The sequence below is a fragment of the Flagellimonas sp. 2504JD1-5 genome (assembly GCF_053618295.1).
In genome coordinates this window covers 1,002,034-1,019,639 of sequence record NZ_JBSIOU010000001.1, presented here as the reverse complement: position 1 = coordinate 1,019,639, position 17,606 = coordinate 1,002,034, and the positions used below count along the sequence as shown (strand labels likewise).

8 protein-coding genes are annotated in these 17,606 nt (G+C 42.3%); 1 reads left to right on the top strand and 7 read right to left on the bottom strand.

Features of this window, described 5'->3' with window-relative positions; translation table 11 throughout:
- Positions 1 to 19 precede the first annotated feature (19 nt).
- The 7 genes from ACULLG_RS04650 to ACULLG_RS04620 form a co-directional block, all read right to left on the bottom strand.
- Positions 20 to 1,744, bottom strand: coding sequence for a DUF3472 domain-containing protein (locus ACULLG_RS04650; RefSeq protein ID WP_452125582.1), 1,725 nt, complete (start codon positions 1,742 to 1,744; stop codon positions 20 to 22).
- 16 nt (positions 1,745 to 1,760) lie between these two features.
- A complete protein-coding gene (locus tag ACULLG_RS04645) occupies positions 1,761 to 3,431 on the bottom strand; it encodes a discoidin domain-containing protein (protein ID WP_452125581.1) in 1,671 nt (556 codons plus the stop codon).
- A gap of 5 nt (positions 3,432 to 3,436) precedes the next feature.
- Complete coding sequence (locus ACULLG_RS04640; protein ID WP_452125580.1) at positions 3,437 to 4,849, bottom strand: sulfatase; 1,413 nt, start codon at positions 4,847 to 4,849, stop codon at positions 3,437 to 3,439.
- Between the two features lie 133 nt (positions 4,850 to 4,982).
- Positions 4,983 to 6,542, bottom strand: coding sequence for a LamG-like jellyroll fold domain-containing protein (locus ACULLG_RS04635; protein WP_452125579.1), 1,560 nt, complete (start codon positions 6,540 to 6,542; stop codon positions 4,983 to 4,985).
- A 21-nt stretch (positions 6,543 to 6,563) separates the two neighbouring features.
- Positions 6,564 to 8,348 (bottom strand): RagB/SusD family nutrient uptake outer membrane protein, encoded by a 1,785-nt coding sequence (locus tag ACULLG_RS04630; protein WP_452125578.1) that lies wholly within the window; start codon positions 8,346 to 8,348, stop codon positions 6,564 to 6,566.
- A gap of 26 nt (positions 8,349 to 8,374) precedes the next feature.
- Positions 8,375 to 11,704, bottom strand: coding sequence for a SusC/RagA family TonB-linked outer membrane protein (locus ACULLG_RS04625; protein WP_452125577.1), 3,330 nt, complete (start codon positions 11,702 to 11,704; stop codon positions 8,375 to 8,377).
- Positions 11,705 to 11,763: 59 nt separating this feature from the next.
- The gene (locus ACULLG_RS04620; protein WP_452125576.1) at positions 11,764 to 13,122 is read right to left on the bottom strand and encodes a Gfo/Idh/MocA family oxidoreductase; all 1,359 of its coding nucleotides are present in this window, start codon (positions 13,120 to 13,122) and stop codon (positions 11,764 to 11,766) included.
- Positions 13,123 to 13,414: 292 nt separating this feature from the next.
- Here ACULLG_RS04620 and ACULLG_RS04615 point away from each other — a divergent pair, with 292 nt between their 5' ends.
- Positions 13,415 to 17,605, top strand: a complete 4,191-nt coding sequence (locus ACULLG_RS04615; protein ID WP_452125575.1) for a two-component regulator propeller domain-containing protein — start codon at positions 13,415 to 13,417, stop codon at positions 17,603 to 17,605.
- The last annotated feature ends 1 nt before the right edge of the window (position 17,606 follow it).

Sequence of the window (17,606 nt, the reverse complement as noted above, 5' to 3'; positions counted from 1 at the left end):
GCGATAAATATGAAAAATATTATAAGGTTGTAAATTTTTGTGTATCGAAAGACCAAGTAATACCCTGATCATTGGTGATTCTAATCCTGTACATATATTCCGTTGTAGGTGACAAGGCTTCCAAAGTTATAGTATTTGCTCCTTCGGAAACAGGAATTGCCATGTTATTTTGCCACTTTTCTTCTTTGGTCAATCCTTCCTCCTTTCCCCAAAAAACTTGGGCAACGGCATTGGTTCCCAAGTTGGACATGGTAAAATTTATTTTTACAGAACTTGATGAGATTTCGGTGGTATCCTCATGCTCAAAGTTGGCGGGCATTTTAAATAGTTCGCTTATATAATCTCCTTCCAAATAATAGGGAACTGGATCTGGTGAACTTATTGAAAGTGTTTTGCTAGGCGTTCCGGTTGCTCCCCAACCTCCCATTTGCATGGAAAATTTATTGCCGATTACCTCCCAGTCCCGTGCGCTCAGATTGGTCACATTGGTGGTGCCCCGCATTGTGGTTATTGGATGCCAATTGCCCGAAACATCACGTTGCCAGCCTTTATATTGGGTCTCGCAGACTTGATGTCCGCTTCTTACCACATGTGCGCCGCCCGGAACTTCCACAAAGGCCCCGGTGGTCAAATATTTGATTTCTCCGCTCTTATTGTATTTTTTTCCACAACCATAAAGTTTCCAATGTCCATCGATTGGACTTAGGTAATAACTCCAATAGGTATCGTAAATTTCACCAGGCTGCATTCGCACCGCTATAATTTGTGTCTCAGTATCCTCTCCAAAATATGGGTGCGGCCCACGGGGTTTAACTCCGGTACCTTCATGGCCGTAAGAGCCAAATTCTAGACCTGGGCCTACGGCAATCAGATGGCTTTCTTGATAAAAGGGAGGTACTGGGTCGTTGGCCCCGTATGACCAAAGTGAAAAGTTGTACCCTCCAAAGGTTTGTGTGTCTTTGTCCCATGTTGATCCTGTATAGCCAAATGGGGTGGTAATCGGTTGATAAAAGTTCACATTTTTACTGGCTATCGTAAGTTCATGCACACTGATTTCAATTTGTGTATCAGCATCAGCGATTTCCCATTTACAGTGAACCGCTTTGGCACGATAACGGCGCATAACATTTTCTGAGTTTGTAGCCGCTGTTCCCGAAATGTGCAAATTATTCAAACGTCCAATCCCAACACTGGCATTCGCCAAGGATTTCAATTGTAACTTAATGGTATGGAATCCTGTTGAAACATGCTCAAAGACCGCTCCATTCTGGATTTGATACGTTGTTTCCAACCCAGTTGCGGCCAAGGTAATTGCTTGACTTTCATTATCCAAGTAAATGAGCAATTCCGAACCTACTTGGCTTGAAGGAATGCCCATTTCGGGTTTTATGGTCAAATCACCAGCAGTTTTTATATCAATCCCAAAAATAATGGTGTCCGTAAGTACCTTCCAGTCATAAATATAATCGTAGTACTCATTCTTGTTATATTCATTACCAGTGGTTTTGTCCCTCAAATGCGCCCTTAATGTGCCAACTGGAGAAAAAAAGCTCTCGTTGGGCGTAAATACCAATGCAGCTTGAACCTCAACATCGTCATTATTATCAGTATTTGGTGTCGGTTCCTCTTTTTCATTTGTGTTGATATCTGGAACGATGTCATTTTGACTTGCCGAGCAAGACAAAAACACAAAATGGAGCAAGAATATAAGATTTGCCTTTAACATGTTTCTATCCAATTTCATTGGTGATGGATGAATATTAATTGATAAGGTCTATTTCATTCAGGATAAGATTTTCTTCCGTTCCTGAAGATATGTGCACCTCACTCACCGATATTTTCAGATACCTTGTGGTTACCGCAGCATCAAAAAGCAAGTGGTTTTCAGGAATATTTTCCAAATCGAACTCCTTTACCGTACTATAAGCGTTTCCATCAGCACTTTGTTGAACGATGACGTGCTTTGGACGAAAGTTGGTTCCACCTCTATCTGAATGCAGATATAATCCAGTGAACTCCATTTCGCTACCCATATCTATGGTCAATTCGTGATTACCACTGGCCGAAATATCATACGGATAATTACTGTGCCAGTATGAGGAAAGATCCCCGTCCAAAGTTGTATTTACGTTCCTGGCACTGTTCGGGCTTGTGGTATTTGCCGTAATACTCCATGCTGAACGATCCGAAAATGTAAAAATCTCATAGGTTTTGTTTACATCGTCATTGGGTATTTGGGTGGCAAGGTCTATGGTGTAATTGTATCTGTAAAGTTCATGCCTGTTCCCTTGGGTGGTCAATCCCTTTATGGACAGGAGCATGTTGTTCTTCCCATCATCCTTATAATTATTGAACAGTTCTGCATAGGGCATATCCGCACTAAAACCATATTTGCCATCTCCCAAACTGGTAAACTCCGTGACGAAGGTCACATCATCATAATTGTTGTTGGCCTGACCGTTGGGAGCGCCATCGTTACTTATGTAAACATGCGTCGGGGTGACATCCGAGGATATGGTGCCTTCGACATGTATGTGGCTGTTCACTGCATCCTTCGCCACCGTCAGAGACAATAATTCCATGGCATCTTGGGCATAGTACGCAACACCATTGTTGGTTTTGTTGAAGGCTTCGTTCACATTTAGAATGGCGGCTGTGGTCTTGGTCATAAAAACCATGTCTTCCTGTCCATTTTCATAAGTGTGATTACCAAAAGACATCAACGATATTTTGGGCAGTTCAGAATTTTTATGGCAGTTGTGCGGCACATTTAATCCATGTGCCAGCTCGTGCATTATTCCGCCAAGTCCTGCCGAACTCATGAGCTGTAGGTCCCCAATAAACTTTCCGGATGGAACCAGATTAAAATCGGCCGATCTTGCATAGGCATTTTTACCAGAGCCTACAAAACGTATCAGGGTTTCCTCGTTGGATAAGATCAAGGAATGTGAGCTCGCCTTAAAGCCCTGATTGGAATTGAAATAATTATTTACGGCTGCATTCAATTCTTGGAGGGTGGAATATGGATTCTGCTCTTCTTTGGAACGGTAGTAAGAACTGGGATTATTGCTTTCTATTACATGAACCCTGACCTTTCCGTTTTGATTTGTAATCAAACCAAAGGTTTTGTTGCCATACCCGTTAAGATTCATCTGTACTTCGTACCATTTTTGTATGTATAAGGCCATATCGCTCAGTTGATTGACGATATCGTCTGTCACATTAAAATCTGAAGGCTTATAGAAAATGATATTTACAGCGTATTGATCCGCCCTGTTTACACTCCAAATATCTTCAACTGGGGTTTCCGGTTCTTTGGGTTCATCAGGCTTTTCATTGGTGGTGGGTGGATCTGGAGTTTCGATACTATCTGATGAGCACGAGGCCATCAAAATCATCAAAAAAATCAGTGTATAGTGGTTTAATTTCATCGTTATCATCTTGTTGGTTGCTGGTATTCGGGGTTAGTTTCAGTTGGAATGGGAGCATTGGTATCTGCTCGCCATTGCTCTAGAAGTTGGTACAATTCCTCCGCCTTTTCTGGAAAAGTATCAACCATATTGTGTTTTTCTCCTAGATCATCCTCCAAATTATAAAGCTCTAGGGCATCGTCCTCAAAATAATGGTGCAGTTTCCATTTGCCGTATCGAACCACTGACCCGGGTCGTGTACGAAACTTTGGGTCGCGATTCTCATTTTGTCCAACAACGGCTTGCAGATACACCGGAAAGTGCCAGAACAGGGGGCGTGATTCTAAAACTTCCTGTTTTGACAGAATTGGCCAAAGACTATTCCCATCCAAAATCAAATCTCCCGGAGGGCCAATTTCGGCCATCTCTAACAGGGTTGGATAAATGTCGATATTTGAGATGGGCGTACTATTTGTATTGCCCCTCTCTATTTTACCTTCCCAAACCATGAAGAATGGCACTCTAATTCCACCTTCGTAATAACTCCCCTTTCCTGCCCTTAATGGATGTTGATTGCTCACAAAAAACAAGCCCCCATTATCGGAGGTGAATATGATTATGGTGTTTTTAAATCTATCCGTTTGTTTTAGATATGAAATGAGCTTTCCGATATTGGAATCCACGTCCTCAATCATGGTCGCGTATTTGGGATTGCTCTTCCCTGGGATTTTTTCCTTTGTTTCATATTTTCCAAGCAAAGAGGTCACCGGTTGAATGGGTGTATGCACAGCATAGGGGGCATAGTTCACAAAGAATGGTTCTTTGTTTTTTTCCAAGGTTTGAATAAGCTCGTCCATGATCAAACCAGTCAATCTTTCTCCTTTCTCAGCTTTTAGGGCGATGTTTTTAAATGGGGCATTATACCCGGATGGATGTCCGGCATGACTGCCCGCTATATTGACCGCGAAACCATTTTGCAAGGGATTATCGGACAAATGCCATTTTCCCGCATGGATGGTGTGGTAACCATTTTCCTTAAGCAATTCTGGAATAAGCAAAAACTTTTCGTCGATATCGGTCTTGTTCACAATAGGGATCATTTTCCGATCAGCGGATTTTCCTCTTTCGGAGCTTCCCACGGTTAGAATTCCATGTCTTTGCGTCCATTTACCTGTCATTAAGCTCGCCCTGCTCGGTGCGCAATTGGCCGCTGCGGCATAGGCATTGGTAAAAATCAACCCTTGCTTGGACAAATTATCAATCACCGGAGTTTCATAAAAGGCACTGCCCATAAAAGATGGTTCGCCCCAACCCAAATCATCGATATTGATTAGGATAATGTTTGGTTTTGGCTGAATTGTAGTGTCGGATGATTGCCTGGTTCCGCAACTCATTACCAATAACACCGAAACGGTATACAATGTGAGTTTGATCTTCATAAAATCGCAGATTCTACTATTAACAGACTAAATTATTAAAAGAAAGAATGCCCGAACAATCAACCCATAATTCGAATGTTGCGGGCATCTTCTCACGAACTAACTCAAACTAAACTTCTTTTTTACATTATTATCATTGTGACAAAAGCATTATTGCTTCAGGAGAAAGAGCAGCTGAATAGATCTTAAAATCATCCATGGCTCCATTGAACATTCTGGCCCCGGCCTGTGCTCCTATTTCTACATCGGTCTCCCCGGCATTTCCTGTATCAATAATTGTCGTGGGCAAGGATGCACTTGCGATACCATCGACATAGACCGTGAGCACAGCTCCATCGTAGGTATAGGCCACATGGTGCCACTCGCCGTCGTTCACGGCAGCGGTGCTGTTAAGGCCTCCGCCCTGGAATTCTGAACGTATGGTGCCGTCAGGGTTCACTGCAAAGGTTGCCCTGCTACCGGTTCCTGATGCACCCCAATGGGAAATTGTGATTCGCTCCGTGGTAGTGGTCTTCAACCATGCCGACACGGTTCTTGGATTGGGCCCGTTGACTCCTGTGTACCCGGACAAAGTGACCGCATTTGAGCCGTCAAAGCTATAGGCATTATTGCCAACTATCCCAGTTTCATAGGCAGGTGCTCCAGAGGACACCCCTGCTCCACCAACAGAACCTTCGTTTAAAAGGCTGCCTTCAAAGTTTAACTGGGTCTCGATGGTTGGTTGGGCCGCCAATAGGCCAATTCTCCCTGCGTCAAGAGCAATATCATAAATTCTAAAATCATCCATGGCTCCATTGAATATCCTGGCCCCCAACTGTGCTCCTATTTCTACATCGGTCTCTCCGGCGTTTCCTGTATCGATTATTGTGGTGGGCAAGGATGCACTTGCGATACCATCGACATAGACCGTGAGCACGGCTCCATCGTAGGTATAGGCCACATGGTGCCACTCACCGTCGTTCACGGCGGCGGTGCTGTTCAGGCCTCCTCCCTGGAATTCCGAACGTATGGTACCGTCAGGGTTCACCGCAAAGGTTGCCCTGCTACCGGTTCCTGATGCACCCCAATGGGAAATTGTTATCCTTGATGTGGTCGTCGTCTTTACCCATGCCGATACGGTTCTCGGATTGGGCCCGTTCACCCCTGTGTGCCCCGACAAGGTGACCGCATTGGAGCCGTCAAAGGTATAGGCGTTATCGCCAATTATTCCGGTTTCATAGGCAGGCGCCCCAGATGAGGCCCCCGCCCCACCAACAGAGCCTTCGTTTAAAAAGCTTTCCTCAAAATTCATTCGAACCGTTATGGCCGGATCTAAAGGTTCTGCAGTACTCTCAACAGTAATGAATCCTTCTCTGATTACTTCATTGGCGCCAAAATCGTTTCGAACTTTTAGACTGACATTGAATGTTCCAGCTATAGGATATTCAACTGTCGGACTTGCCTCTGTACTTCGGGTAGGATTTCCTCCCTCAAATTCCCATGTGTATAAAAATGGATCTCCTGTAGAGGTATCTTCAAAGGTGACTGACTCATCCTGCAAAATTGTTGTGGCCGAGGCTGTGAACGACACCTCAGGAATCTTTGTTGGATCTATGTTGATCGTTTTGGCATAGCCATCATCATTGGTACATGACCCAATGGCCAAAACCAATAGGCCAATACATATGATAAAAAATATTTTATTGCTTTTCATACTTTTTGTTTTTTGTTTGGTTTACCATCCTGGGTTTTGTTCCAAATTGGGGTTGAGCACCAACTCCTCCGAAGGAAGCGGAAATAAGTAATAGTGGTCCGGAAATACTGGAGGATCAATTGGGATCAATTGAACATATCCTACTGGAGCATTTCCCTGTATTGGAATATTTTGACTGTAATCTGCCTGCGTGATCCATCTACCCAATTTCACTTCCGTGGCATAATCCATTTTTCTCCATCTTCTCAGATCCTCGCGACGGAAACCGTCTCCTAGCAATTCAATGGCCCTTTCACGTCTTATTTCCCACAAAATTGGATCTATAGAAGGATCTCTGTTCGGATCAAAGTCCGCTCCTATGGATCCTACTATCATATTCGCCACATTGCCTCGTTGTCTCAACTTGTTAACAGTGGCATCGGCTACACTTTGGGTAAATTGACCCATTTCAAAGGTTGCTTCTGCATAGTTCAGAAACACTTCTCCCATTCTAAAAATGGCAAAATCGCTTATATCGGCAGAAGAAACCCGATCGTTATGATCGTTCCAAACCTTCCAGAACCTAAATCCATTTCCTGTCTGTGTCGGCAATAACATGGTAAAGTTTGGTACTTCACCTGTAACCCTTCCAGACCAGTTTCTATCGGGAAGCTCCTTGAACGGATATCCGGTTGTAATGTTGATGAGTATATCAAAATATTCTTCATCTGCTACGTCTCCGGTAGGTGTCCAATTTTGGGTCCCATTCCCATTTACGCGATACGGAGGTGGGGTAACAACCAACAAACGATCGTCCCTATCCCTGAATTCCGCATGGAAATCCTTGTCTCCTTGATATTGTGTGTTCGTAGCGTTATAGATCGGAAGACCATTTTTGGTCATAAACATGTCTATCCCTTTTCTGGTGATATCGTACTTATTGTTGGTTGACCTAGTATTGGTTGAAACCCAATGCGTTAGCTCATCGATTACGTAGGCCTTGTACAATAGGATACCTGTAACACCTTCAAGGTTTTCACTATTGTACACTTGATCATAGCTTGGATGAAGGTTTGGATATTTTGAAATGAGTGTTTCTGAAGCATCAATAGAGGCATTGAAATACCTTTCATGATCACCCAGTCCGTGATATTTTCTCCAAGTTCCTTCAAAAAGCCCGAATCGGGACAATAAAGCCCTAGCCACATCGGCATTTACCGTGTTATCGCCATCACCATTTTCCTTGATGGTTTGGACCGCCTCCTGCAAATCCCTTAAAATGTTACTGGCCACGGTATCACGTGAATCACGTGGGCCATTAAGGATATCCGTATCAAAATCGGTCAAGGTCTCTTCTACCCATGGTACACCACCATAAAAACTTAATAGCCTGAAATACTCATGGGCCCTAAAAAATAGTCCGACTCCCCTCCAATGGGCAATTTCTTCAATGGTCATACCGGAATCTCCTATATTATCGAGCATAATATTAACCTTGCGAATATTGGCATAGGAATTTGTCCAAATTCCTGAACTCGCAGGCACGGACATGTTTTGCGACAGGTATGCCCTTGAAACGGTGCTGCCTCCGTTTTGCATTAAATCACCATCAAGATCTCGGGTAGCGGACCATGCGGCTGTTCTTGGATGTCCTTCCAAAAAGTCATAGAAGCTCCATGCGTATGTTTTTACATTGTTATATGTGGAAAAGATGGTCGCCTCCGAAAGCTCATCCCTTGGAACAAGGTTCAAGTCATCTTCGCAACTAGTTCCCAAACCTATTAGAAGGCAAAGGGCCATCATTGATATTGTTCTTATATTTTTCATAACTGAGTTGTTTTCGTCATTAGCCATTAGAAGGAAAGATTAAAGCCCATTGTAAATTGCGCCATTATGGGGTACCTGCCACCGTCGTTCCTCTGGTCTGGCTCCATCCCTTTAGGCAGTTTGTCGAATGTATGCAGGTTATTACCAGACACAAAAATCCTAAACTTGTCAATGTTGAGTTTGTCCAGCACCCCTTGTCCCAATGAATACCCAAAGGTTATATTCTGAACCCGTAGATAACTCTCATCGCTCAAATACTTGGTCTGTACAAATCGGCTTCTTCCATAGTTGCTATCAGTATTACCAGTTGATGCATCTCCATAAATCCTGGGATAGAATGCATTTTGGTTTTCTGGGGTCCAAAAATCCAATTGGTGCTTGTAAATATGGTCAAACCCTCCCGGGAATGGAAAAATAAGGTCTAAATCCGGTCCTGTACCTCGCCATAAATCCCTTTTACCTACACCATTTAGTACGAATGAGAAATCGAACTGTTTATAGCCAACGTTTCCGTTGATCCCAAATTGATACCTTCGGGTAGTATTTCCGATGATTTTTCGGTCACCTGTTCCAGTATCGATAGCCCCATTTGCATTTCTAACTGGATTCCCCTGGGCATCAACCTCGGTAATCAAGGTATTATTGCCACTATTGATAAATCCATCACCGTTTAAATCTTTGTACTTTATATCCCCGGGGTAAGGGGCAGGTGCGTTTTCAATGAATGGCACACCATCTCTCAACTCACGGTTTGGTCCAGCTAAATCGGCATCCAAGGTCCCATCTACAAAATCATCCACGGTGTAATATCCATCTGTAACGTAACCCCAAATTTCACCAGGTTTCATTCCAACATAATAGAAATTATCATCTGGGGTATTGTTAAAATGATTCCCTAGCAATCCTCCCGGGTTATCATATTTTGTGATTTCTGATTGGTTATCCCAAACATTAATATTGACCCCATAACTGAAATCACCTTTTCTGTCTTGCCATCCCAATTGTACTTCCCAGCCTTTGGTTTCCAGATCTGCTGCATTTTCAAAAGGCGGATCTGTTCCAAGCACAGCTGGCAAAGGATTTCCCGGAATCAACATTCCAGATGTTTCTCTAGTGAACAGGTCGAATGTGGTAGTTAATCTATTGTCAAAAAAATTGGCGTCCAGACCAACATTTTTACTGGTGATCGTTTCCCAAGTGAGTCCAGCACTGATCAATTGGGCCGGATTAAATGAAATATATCTTAAATCGGTTCCTAGGTTGATCCATTCTGTTCTAAAATCCTCGAAACCTGGAATGGTAGGGTAATAGTCCCTAACAATGTTGCCATTATCTGGATTGATTCGAGTTGCTCTTTGATTTCCAATTTCTCCCCAGGATGCCCTCAGTTTAAGCAAGGACACAAAATCCACATTTTCAAAAAAGCGCTCTTTGGCCAAATTCCAGCCAGCTGAAACGGAGGGCAGCAACACAAAGCGATCACCTTCAGCAAACAATGAAGATCCATCATAACGCAGATTACCTTCTATGAAATAACGTTCCTTGTAATTATAGTTCAATCGACCAAAAAAGCCAATTACAGCCCAGTCAAAATAGGAATCCGTTATCGAAAAGTCTTCACCCACGGCCAAATTAAATGTTGGGGTGGTTGGGTCAATCAGGTCATTTCTAAATGCACTGAAGAATTCCTGCTTTTCGCTTTCACGGTTAACACCCAAAAGAATTTCGAAATTGTGTTTTTCCGCTATACTGGTTCTGTATTTTCCATATAGGTTAAGTCCATTATAAATCCTATGGGTCTGCGAATTGCGAATACTTGAGCTTCTGGCGGCATTCTCTGCACTAGTGGTTGGGTTGAATCTAAAAGTGCTGAAAAAACGTGCACCATTGTTGATGTTCTCCTGAAAAATACTGTTCTTCTCATACGTATACTCCCCAGTAAGAGATATTGCATCGGTTGGTTTATATTCCAACTTTTGGAACAACCTAAGGTTGTCATCGTCAATTTTGTTGGGTTCCACAAAACGGACTAAATTTCCTGGACTTGCAAAAGGCAGCACCAAGCCATCGGCATCTTCAAAAAAGCCAGTTGGATCGTACATTCTTAGCTGCAACGCTTGGTTGTACTGCGCGCTAGGGACCGATCTTATGCTTGATCTAAAAATCACATTGGAAGTTGAGGTCAATTTAGGAGAAATGTCAGCATTAACTAAGGCATTTACAGTGTACTTCCTAAATGAGTCTTTATTGGTAACCATTACCCCATCTTCAAAACTGTATCCTGTTCCTAAACGATACCCAATGGTCTCGCTCCCTCCACTGACTGTAAAGTTGTGAATGGTGGAATATCCAAAATTGTCAATAAAATCACCTATGATATCCGATTCATCCAATGGATAGTATTGCCCGCTTGGTTCATCATAATGAATTGGATATGTTACTCCAGAAATGGGGTCTGTCACCAAACTTAAACCATCGCCCCCTGAGTCATACGAATCTAAAAATTGGACCCATTGATCTACATTTTGGCCGGCAAAATAACTGTTCTCTCCAAAAGTGTCCAATGCTTCGACGAACTCTCGGGTTGTGGCCTTTTCAGGAATTTCACCTGCCCTGGATACGCTTGTGGTCACGTCATAGGCAAACTTCACAGCTTGATTCCTGCCAGCGGATTTCGTGGTTATCAGCACTACACCAAATGCCGCCCTAGCACCATAGATGGATGATGCTGCGGCATCCTTGAGTACGGATACCGATTCTATATCCCGCGGATTAATGTCATTTATACTACCTGGAACGTTGTTGATAAGTACTAAGGGTGTTCCTCCTGTTATAGAGGTAAATCCCCTCACATTTATGGAGGTTCCTGTTGCACCCGGCTGACCGGAGTTTGATACCACCTGCAATCCGGGAGCAGTTCCTTGCAATGCTTGAGCCGCATTGACAATGGGTCTGTCTCCAAGGACTTCTTCCATTTTTACAAATGAAGTGGCTCCGGTCACATTCTCCTTCTTTTGGGTACCGAAACCGACCACAACCACCTCGTCCAATTGCGAAACATCGGGGGATAGGGAAACATTTATCGTGGTTCGTCCATTTAACGAAATCGTTTGCGAAACGAAACCAATGGAACTTATTACAAGCGATGCACTAGAAGCAACGGTTATTTCATAATTTCCGTCAAAATCTGCTGCGACTCCATTATTTGTGCCCTGTTCTATAACGCTAGCGCCTGGAATGGGAATCCCAGTATCAGCATCTGTTACATTTCCCGTCACCTTAATGTTTTGGGCCGATATTGCACCGCAAATAACAAAGGTCAACAGAAATACGAGTTTAACTTTCAGTTTTTGCATTAATCATTCGTTTTTTAGTTAGTAATTTGTTTTAGTTATATAGTTGGTTGCATTAAAATTTAATAGGTGTCCTTAATCCAATTGTAGGGTTTTCTTTTTATCCAATTTCCTCTTGTGAAATCAGGAAAATCCTGTGGCTCACCATTGTTGGCAATGGACAACTCTGAAAGCGGGGTAATTGCGCTCCATGCGGCAGCATCATAAGCATCCATTGGCGGTGCTATATTTTGCTGGGCAGATTGCACAAAGGCATTGATTACAAAGAAGTCCATTCCCCCATGCCCAGCTCCTCTAGCATATTCTCCATATTTTTTCCATAAGGGATGCTCGTATTTGTCCACCCACTCCTTGGCCTCATCCCATCTATGTGGTTCCGATGCTCCTTCAATATAGATTCGGCGACCATCTGCTTCCCATAATCCGTTGGCACCTTGCACCCTGAAACCCAAAGAGTAGGGTCTGGGCAAATTGCAGTCGTGTGTTATGATTATGGTTTCACCATTTGTAGTCTCGATAGTGCTTGTTACTATATCTCCCTGCTTCCATTTTAATTTTGCATTGGGATGTTCCTCACCACCTTGCGACACAATATAATTTTTAAACCCAATGGCCTTGGTGGCATGCGATGTAATGGTCGAAAAACGGTTTCCTCGGTTGATGTCGGCCATAGCGGCAATGGGACCCACCCCATGCGTTGGGTAGAAATCTCCATTTCTATATAGGGAGTGTGGTGTACGCCATTTGGATTCGGAAATGCCTTTTTCGCCAAATTCAGCTCCTTTTCCATAGGCAGTTTTGCCATCATTAAAAAGTACGCCCCTAAGATCGTGTTGGTACCCACATCTATAATGAACCATTTCCCCAAAGAGGTTTTGTTTGACCATGTTGAGCACGGCCAACACATCCCTTCGGTAATTGACATTTTCTAAAAGCATTAGATGTGCTCCGGTTTCCTCATGGGTGTTGACCAAATCCCAGCATTCTTCAAGGGTATTCGCTGCCGATACTTCAAGTCCTGTATATTTTCCGGCTCGCATAGCATCTTTGGCCATTCGGGTATGCCATAACCAAGGTGTTGCAATTATTACCGCATCCAACTCTTTCAGGTCAAGCAGGTTTTGATAGTCATAGTCATTTTTGCCAAAGACCTTAGGTTTTTCTTTTCCTTTTTTTGAAATGATATCCAAAGCCAATCGAATCCTTGCATCGTCCACATCGCAAATGGCCCCAACTATAACATCATCCCTTAGCAAAAGGTTATTTAAATGATTGGTTCCACGCAGACCAACACCTATAAGACCAACATTTAATTTATCTGCATAGGTATTCTTTCCGGCACCAAAAGATAGGTTGGGCGCAAGCGCCAGACCGGTACCTGCCAACGCTGATTTTTTTACAAAACTTCTTCGTGAATTCATAATATGTTCAAAAGGTATTTTTATGATTAGTCCTCGTTCAATTGAGTATTGTCAAATATTAGGATAACCGCTAGCAAAAAGGGTATCTTTTTTAGTCTAAGACCACCTAAATTTTCAGCTTTTAGGCCTTTTCCGTTTGTATATCCTCAATTTAAAATATCTTTAACTACATTATGTGTACGACAACATTCGTTGTTTGTCCAAAAAAAATGTAATTTGAATACGATTATTGTCGTGGCACTGTTCCGCGAATCGATACCATATAGATTTTGGCTTGGAATAAGATGAGAACATGGGAACTGGATTGACAAAAATAAAGGAGACACTTCTTAAAAATGTAAAGCTGAAAGCTGAAAATGCCTTTCATATTCAACTTGGCCTTTTCTGCATTCTTGTTCTGACCAACTTTCAATTTCTTAAAAGCCAAGAGCTGCATAACTTCATCCATTTTGAAAGGGCGTTCCACCCCTCTACCAATATAGAAAATGACAGTCTGGGAAATATCCTTATTTCGTCCACTAACGGTATTTATAAATTCAATGGGTATGATTTCGACTTTAAATCCTATTCTACCATTTTTGGATACCAGTTTGTTAACAAGCGTAAGGTATATTTTAAAAAAGACCCAAAGAACAATTATTGGTTGGCCACATATAATGGTGAGTTGACACGAATGGACAAAAGTGGTAAGTATATCCATTTTAAGGATAGTTTATCTGGAGGAGAAAAATCTTTCCGAATTACCGCTGTTGTTCCTTATGACGATTTTGTTTGGTTTGGTTCGGCCGAAGGCTCTCTCTACAAATATGATTACTCCCATTCACAAATGTCCAGGGTCGCAACCCTGCCCAATATTCAAGATCTTCCCCAAGCAATCAACAATATTGCAGTAACGGATTCGAACCAGATTTGGATAAGTACCTTGGGGGGCAAGGTCTATGGTTACAAACAGGATATTAAACAACTCCAAAAACTGGATGTGCCTTTTGATGATGAAGTTTCACATTCTCTCCTTTTGGTTGCCGACAAAAAAGGCAAACTTTGGATTGCCTCAGAACATTTCGGGCTTTATTGGTATGAGCCAAGTTCCCAAAGATTGGAGTCATTCCCAATTTCGGATACCCATGTGAAACTGTCCGGCCATACCCCAACATTCTATGTGCTCTATTGCGATGAAAGTGGAAACATTTGGGCTGGTACGGATGGGGAAGGATTAATCAAAATTGATGCGGAGGATTATAAAATAACACAGTTTAGGCACCAAGACAATAATAGGTTTTCACTTACCAATAATACCGTCACGAATATCGCAGAAGATACCCACGGCAATCTTTGGGTTGTATGCAAGCAAGGAATAATGCATATTCTTCCAAACTATAATAGCAATGTTCAATACTATACCGGATCGGAAGACAACGTTCCCTCTCCCATTCTTTGTATGCTCAAAACAGGAGATGGATCGCTTTGGATAGGTACCGATGGAAAGGGATTGAACAGGGTGTTTCCTAATGGAAAAAGCATTCAATATGGGATTAGAAGTGACAACCCATCTAACTTCAAAGGAAAATATATTCAACGTATTGTTGAAGATTCGAACCAAAAAGTATGGATAGCTACCTATAAAAATGGCCTTTACGCATACCATCCTGATCTGGATAAGTTCAAAAAAGTCAAGATTCCAGAAATATCCGAAAAATCAAGTGCCGACATTCGTTTTCTTTATTTGGACTCAAAAAACCGCATTTGGGCCACAACAACAGAGGGTATTCTTCTTTTTAATGAACATGAAAAGCTGTTGGCACATTTCAGTTATGGTTCGCATGGATTGTCTGGTGTCATTTCAGAAAGTATCTATGAAGCACAGGATGGCACAACATGGGTAGGTGTAAACAGGGGAGGTCTTTTTAGGTTTGACGAAAACCCGGATATTCTACAAAACTCATCCTTCAAAAAAATTGAATATTATCAAAAGACACACAGTGAGGACACCAATAATTACGATCCTGCCTATATGGTATCCGACAAGGATAATAATCTTTGGATAACATCCCTTTCAGGCACGCTGATGCACCTAAACACACTTGACCTTTCCTATAAATCGTTCATGAACCACGACAGTTTTAAAGATTTGACCATAACGGCAATGCTGTTCGATGATGAAAACAAACTGTGGTTGAGCAGCAGAAATGGACTCCACCATTATGATGTTAAAAGAGATTCACTGGGTTCATATTTTAACATTGACGGCCTTCAAGGAAATAACTTTGCACGTAAAAGTGCCTTTAAGGCAACCCGTGGCATGCTTTATTTTGGCGGAGATGATGGCGTAAGCGCTTTTTATCCCAGTTTGATTAAAAAAAATGAACTGACACCGAATCTGGCAATTAGCCAGATAGAAGTTTTGAACAAACCAGCTACTGATTTGATCCCCACCCAAATAGAAAAAGGGGTTGAATATGTAGAATCGTTAAAGTTGGACTATGACCAATCCTCTTTCTCATTTCAGTTTGCCGCAATTGGGGATGTACTTAAACCGGAATATCATTACGCCTACAGGTTAGAGGGGTTTGATAGGGAATGGATTACCGCAAGAGGGGAGCGTGTTGCCACCTACACGAACATCCCTCCTGGTGAATATTTCTTTGAAGTAAAGGCTGGAACCCAAAAAGGAATCTGGAATATTCCCACAAAGCAAATAGCCATATCCATTAAATCACCCTGGTGGGCCAGTGGACTTGCCTATGCCATATACGGCGTTATCGCGGTCTTACTAGTATTGGGCATTGTTTTTTGGGTACGGCTCAGAAACAAACTGCACAGGGAAGAGTTTCAGTTCAACAAAGAGAAAGAGCTCTATGCCCTAAAGATGAATTTCTTTGCCAAGATGTCCCACGAGATACAAACTCCATTGACATTGATCACAGGACCCATTGATGACATGTTACAGAGGGCAGCGTCCAACGGAAATCAACTGTTGCGGCAAAGACTTTCTTTGATCAAAAACAATGCGCAACGACTTTCCAGGATTTCCAAAGGTCTTATGACAGTTCGTGATAGAGAGCTTAACAAGCTCCGGGTTTATGCACTGCGTAAAAATATCATTGAAGATCTTGGTAAAATTGCCCATTCATTTGCTGAACAGGCAAGGTTCAAGGATATTGATTTTGTTCAAGATTACCCAAAAGAAAAATTGTTTTTGTGGTACGATGCGGAAAAACTGGAACATATTTTTTACAACCTGCTATCCAATGCCTTTAAGTTCACCCCAAGGGGCGGAACAATTATTTTACAAGTGAAGGAGAGCAAAAAAAGGGTTAAGATCTGTGTGATAGACTCAGGGCCGGGCATTCCCCAAGAGGAGAGGGAAGATATCTTTGAGATGTTCTATCAATCTGAAGTGGGAAAGAATGTAAAGGGATTGGGCATAGGACTAGCACTTACCAAGGAGTTGGTGAACCTGCATCATGGTAAAATAAAAGTTGCCTCTTCAGATGAGGGAACGTGCTTTACGGTTAGCTTAAAAACAGGGGATTTCTTTTCCAAAGAAGAAAAAGGAGTTGGTATCAATACAAAACCTAAATTCCCCAAATTGCTTGCCGAAGTGGATTTGCTCCGAGAGTTGGACCTTTCAGCACAAACCAAAGTTGATAAGCGTGCCACGATACTTATTGTAGAAGACAATGTGGAAATGCAAATATTTTTACGCGACCTATTTTATGAGAAATACCATGTATTGATAGCCGACAACGGACAAGAGGGGCTAAAGTTGGCCAAAAAAAACCTCCCCGACCTTATTGTCAGTGATATTATGATGCCTGCGATGGATGGGATAACCATGAGCAAGATCCTGATCAAATCAAAAGCGACCACCCATATTCCAATTGTTTTGCTTACGGCCAAGGATGCTGCCAAAACCAAATTAGTGGGGTTACAGACCGGGGCTTTGGCCTATATTCAAAAACCCTTTAATCCCAATGAGCTTTTGGTAAAGGTGAACAACATTCTTGAAAGCAAAGCAAAGACAATAAGCAAGCACAAAACAGATGTGATCAGTGACCCACAAATGGAAAAAGTCAAATCCAAGGATGATCTTTTCCTGGAAGGATTGGTAAATGCGCTAAATAATCATTTGGAAAACACAACCTTTAGGTTAGAAGATCTGGCCGACCTTATGAATATGAGTTATTCGGTGATTTACAGAAAATGCCAAGAAATTACCGGAAAGACCCTTGTCGATTTTCACAAAACCCTGAAATTGAAACATGCGGCCCTGTTATTCCTTGAAAACGGATACAATGTTTCCGAGGCGGGCTATATGGTAGGCTATAAAAATTCAAAATACTTCACCAAGTGTTTCAAAGACGAATTTGGAAAACCCCCCATGGCCATTAAAAGTGAATGTAAAGAGGTGGGTATAGCCAAACTGATTGAAAAATATAATATAGTGGCTTTACAGTCCGTAGCACCTGAACCTCTTACATAAG

What these genes read in the sequence shown, in the direction of transcription:
- ACULLG_RS04650 (WP_452125582.1), bottom strand. Translation starts at nt 1,744, where the DNA reads ATGAAATTGGATAGAAACATGTTAAAGGCAAATCTTATATTCTTGCTC.
- ACULLG_RS04645 (WP_452125581.1), bottom strand. Translation starts at nt 3,431, where the DNA reads ATGAAATTAAACCACTATACACTGATTTTTTTGATGATTTTGATGGCC.
- ACULLG_RS04640 (WP_452125580.1), bottom strand. Translation starts at nt 4,849, where the DNA reads ATGAAGATCAAACTCACATTGTATACCGTTTCGGTGTTATTGGTAATG.
- ACULLG_RS04635 (WP_452125579.1), bottom strand. Translation starts at nt 6,542, where the DNA reads ATGAAAAGCAATAAAATATTTTTTATCATATGTATTGGCCTATTGGTT.
- ACULLG_RS04630 (WP_452125578.1), bottom strand. Translation starts at nt 8,348, where the DNA reads ATGAAAAATATAAGAACAATATCAATGATGGCCCTTTGCCTTCTAATA.
- ACULLG_RS04625 (WP_452125577.1), bottom strand. Translation starts at nt 11,704, where the DNA reads ATGCAAAAACTGAAAGTTAAACTCGTATTTCTGTTGACCTTTGTTATT.
- ACULLG_RS04620 (WP_452125576.1), bottom strand. Translation starts at nt 13,122, where the DNA reads ATGAATTCACGAAGAAGTTTTGTAAAAAAATCAGCGTTGGCAGGTACC.
- ACULLG_RS04615 (WP_452125575.1), top strand. Translation starts at nt 13,415, where the DNA reads ATGGGAACTGGATTGACAAAAATAAAGGAGACACTTCTTAAAAATGTA.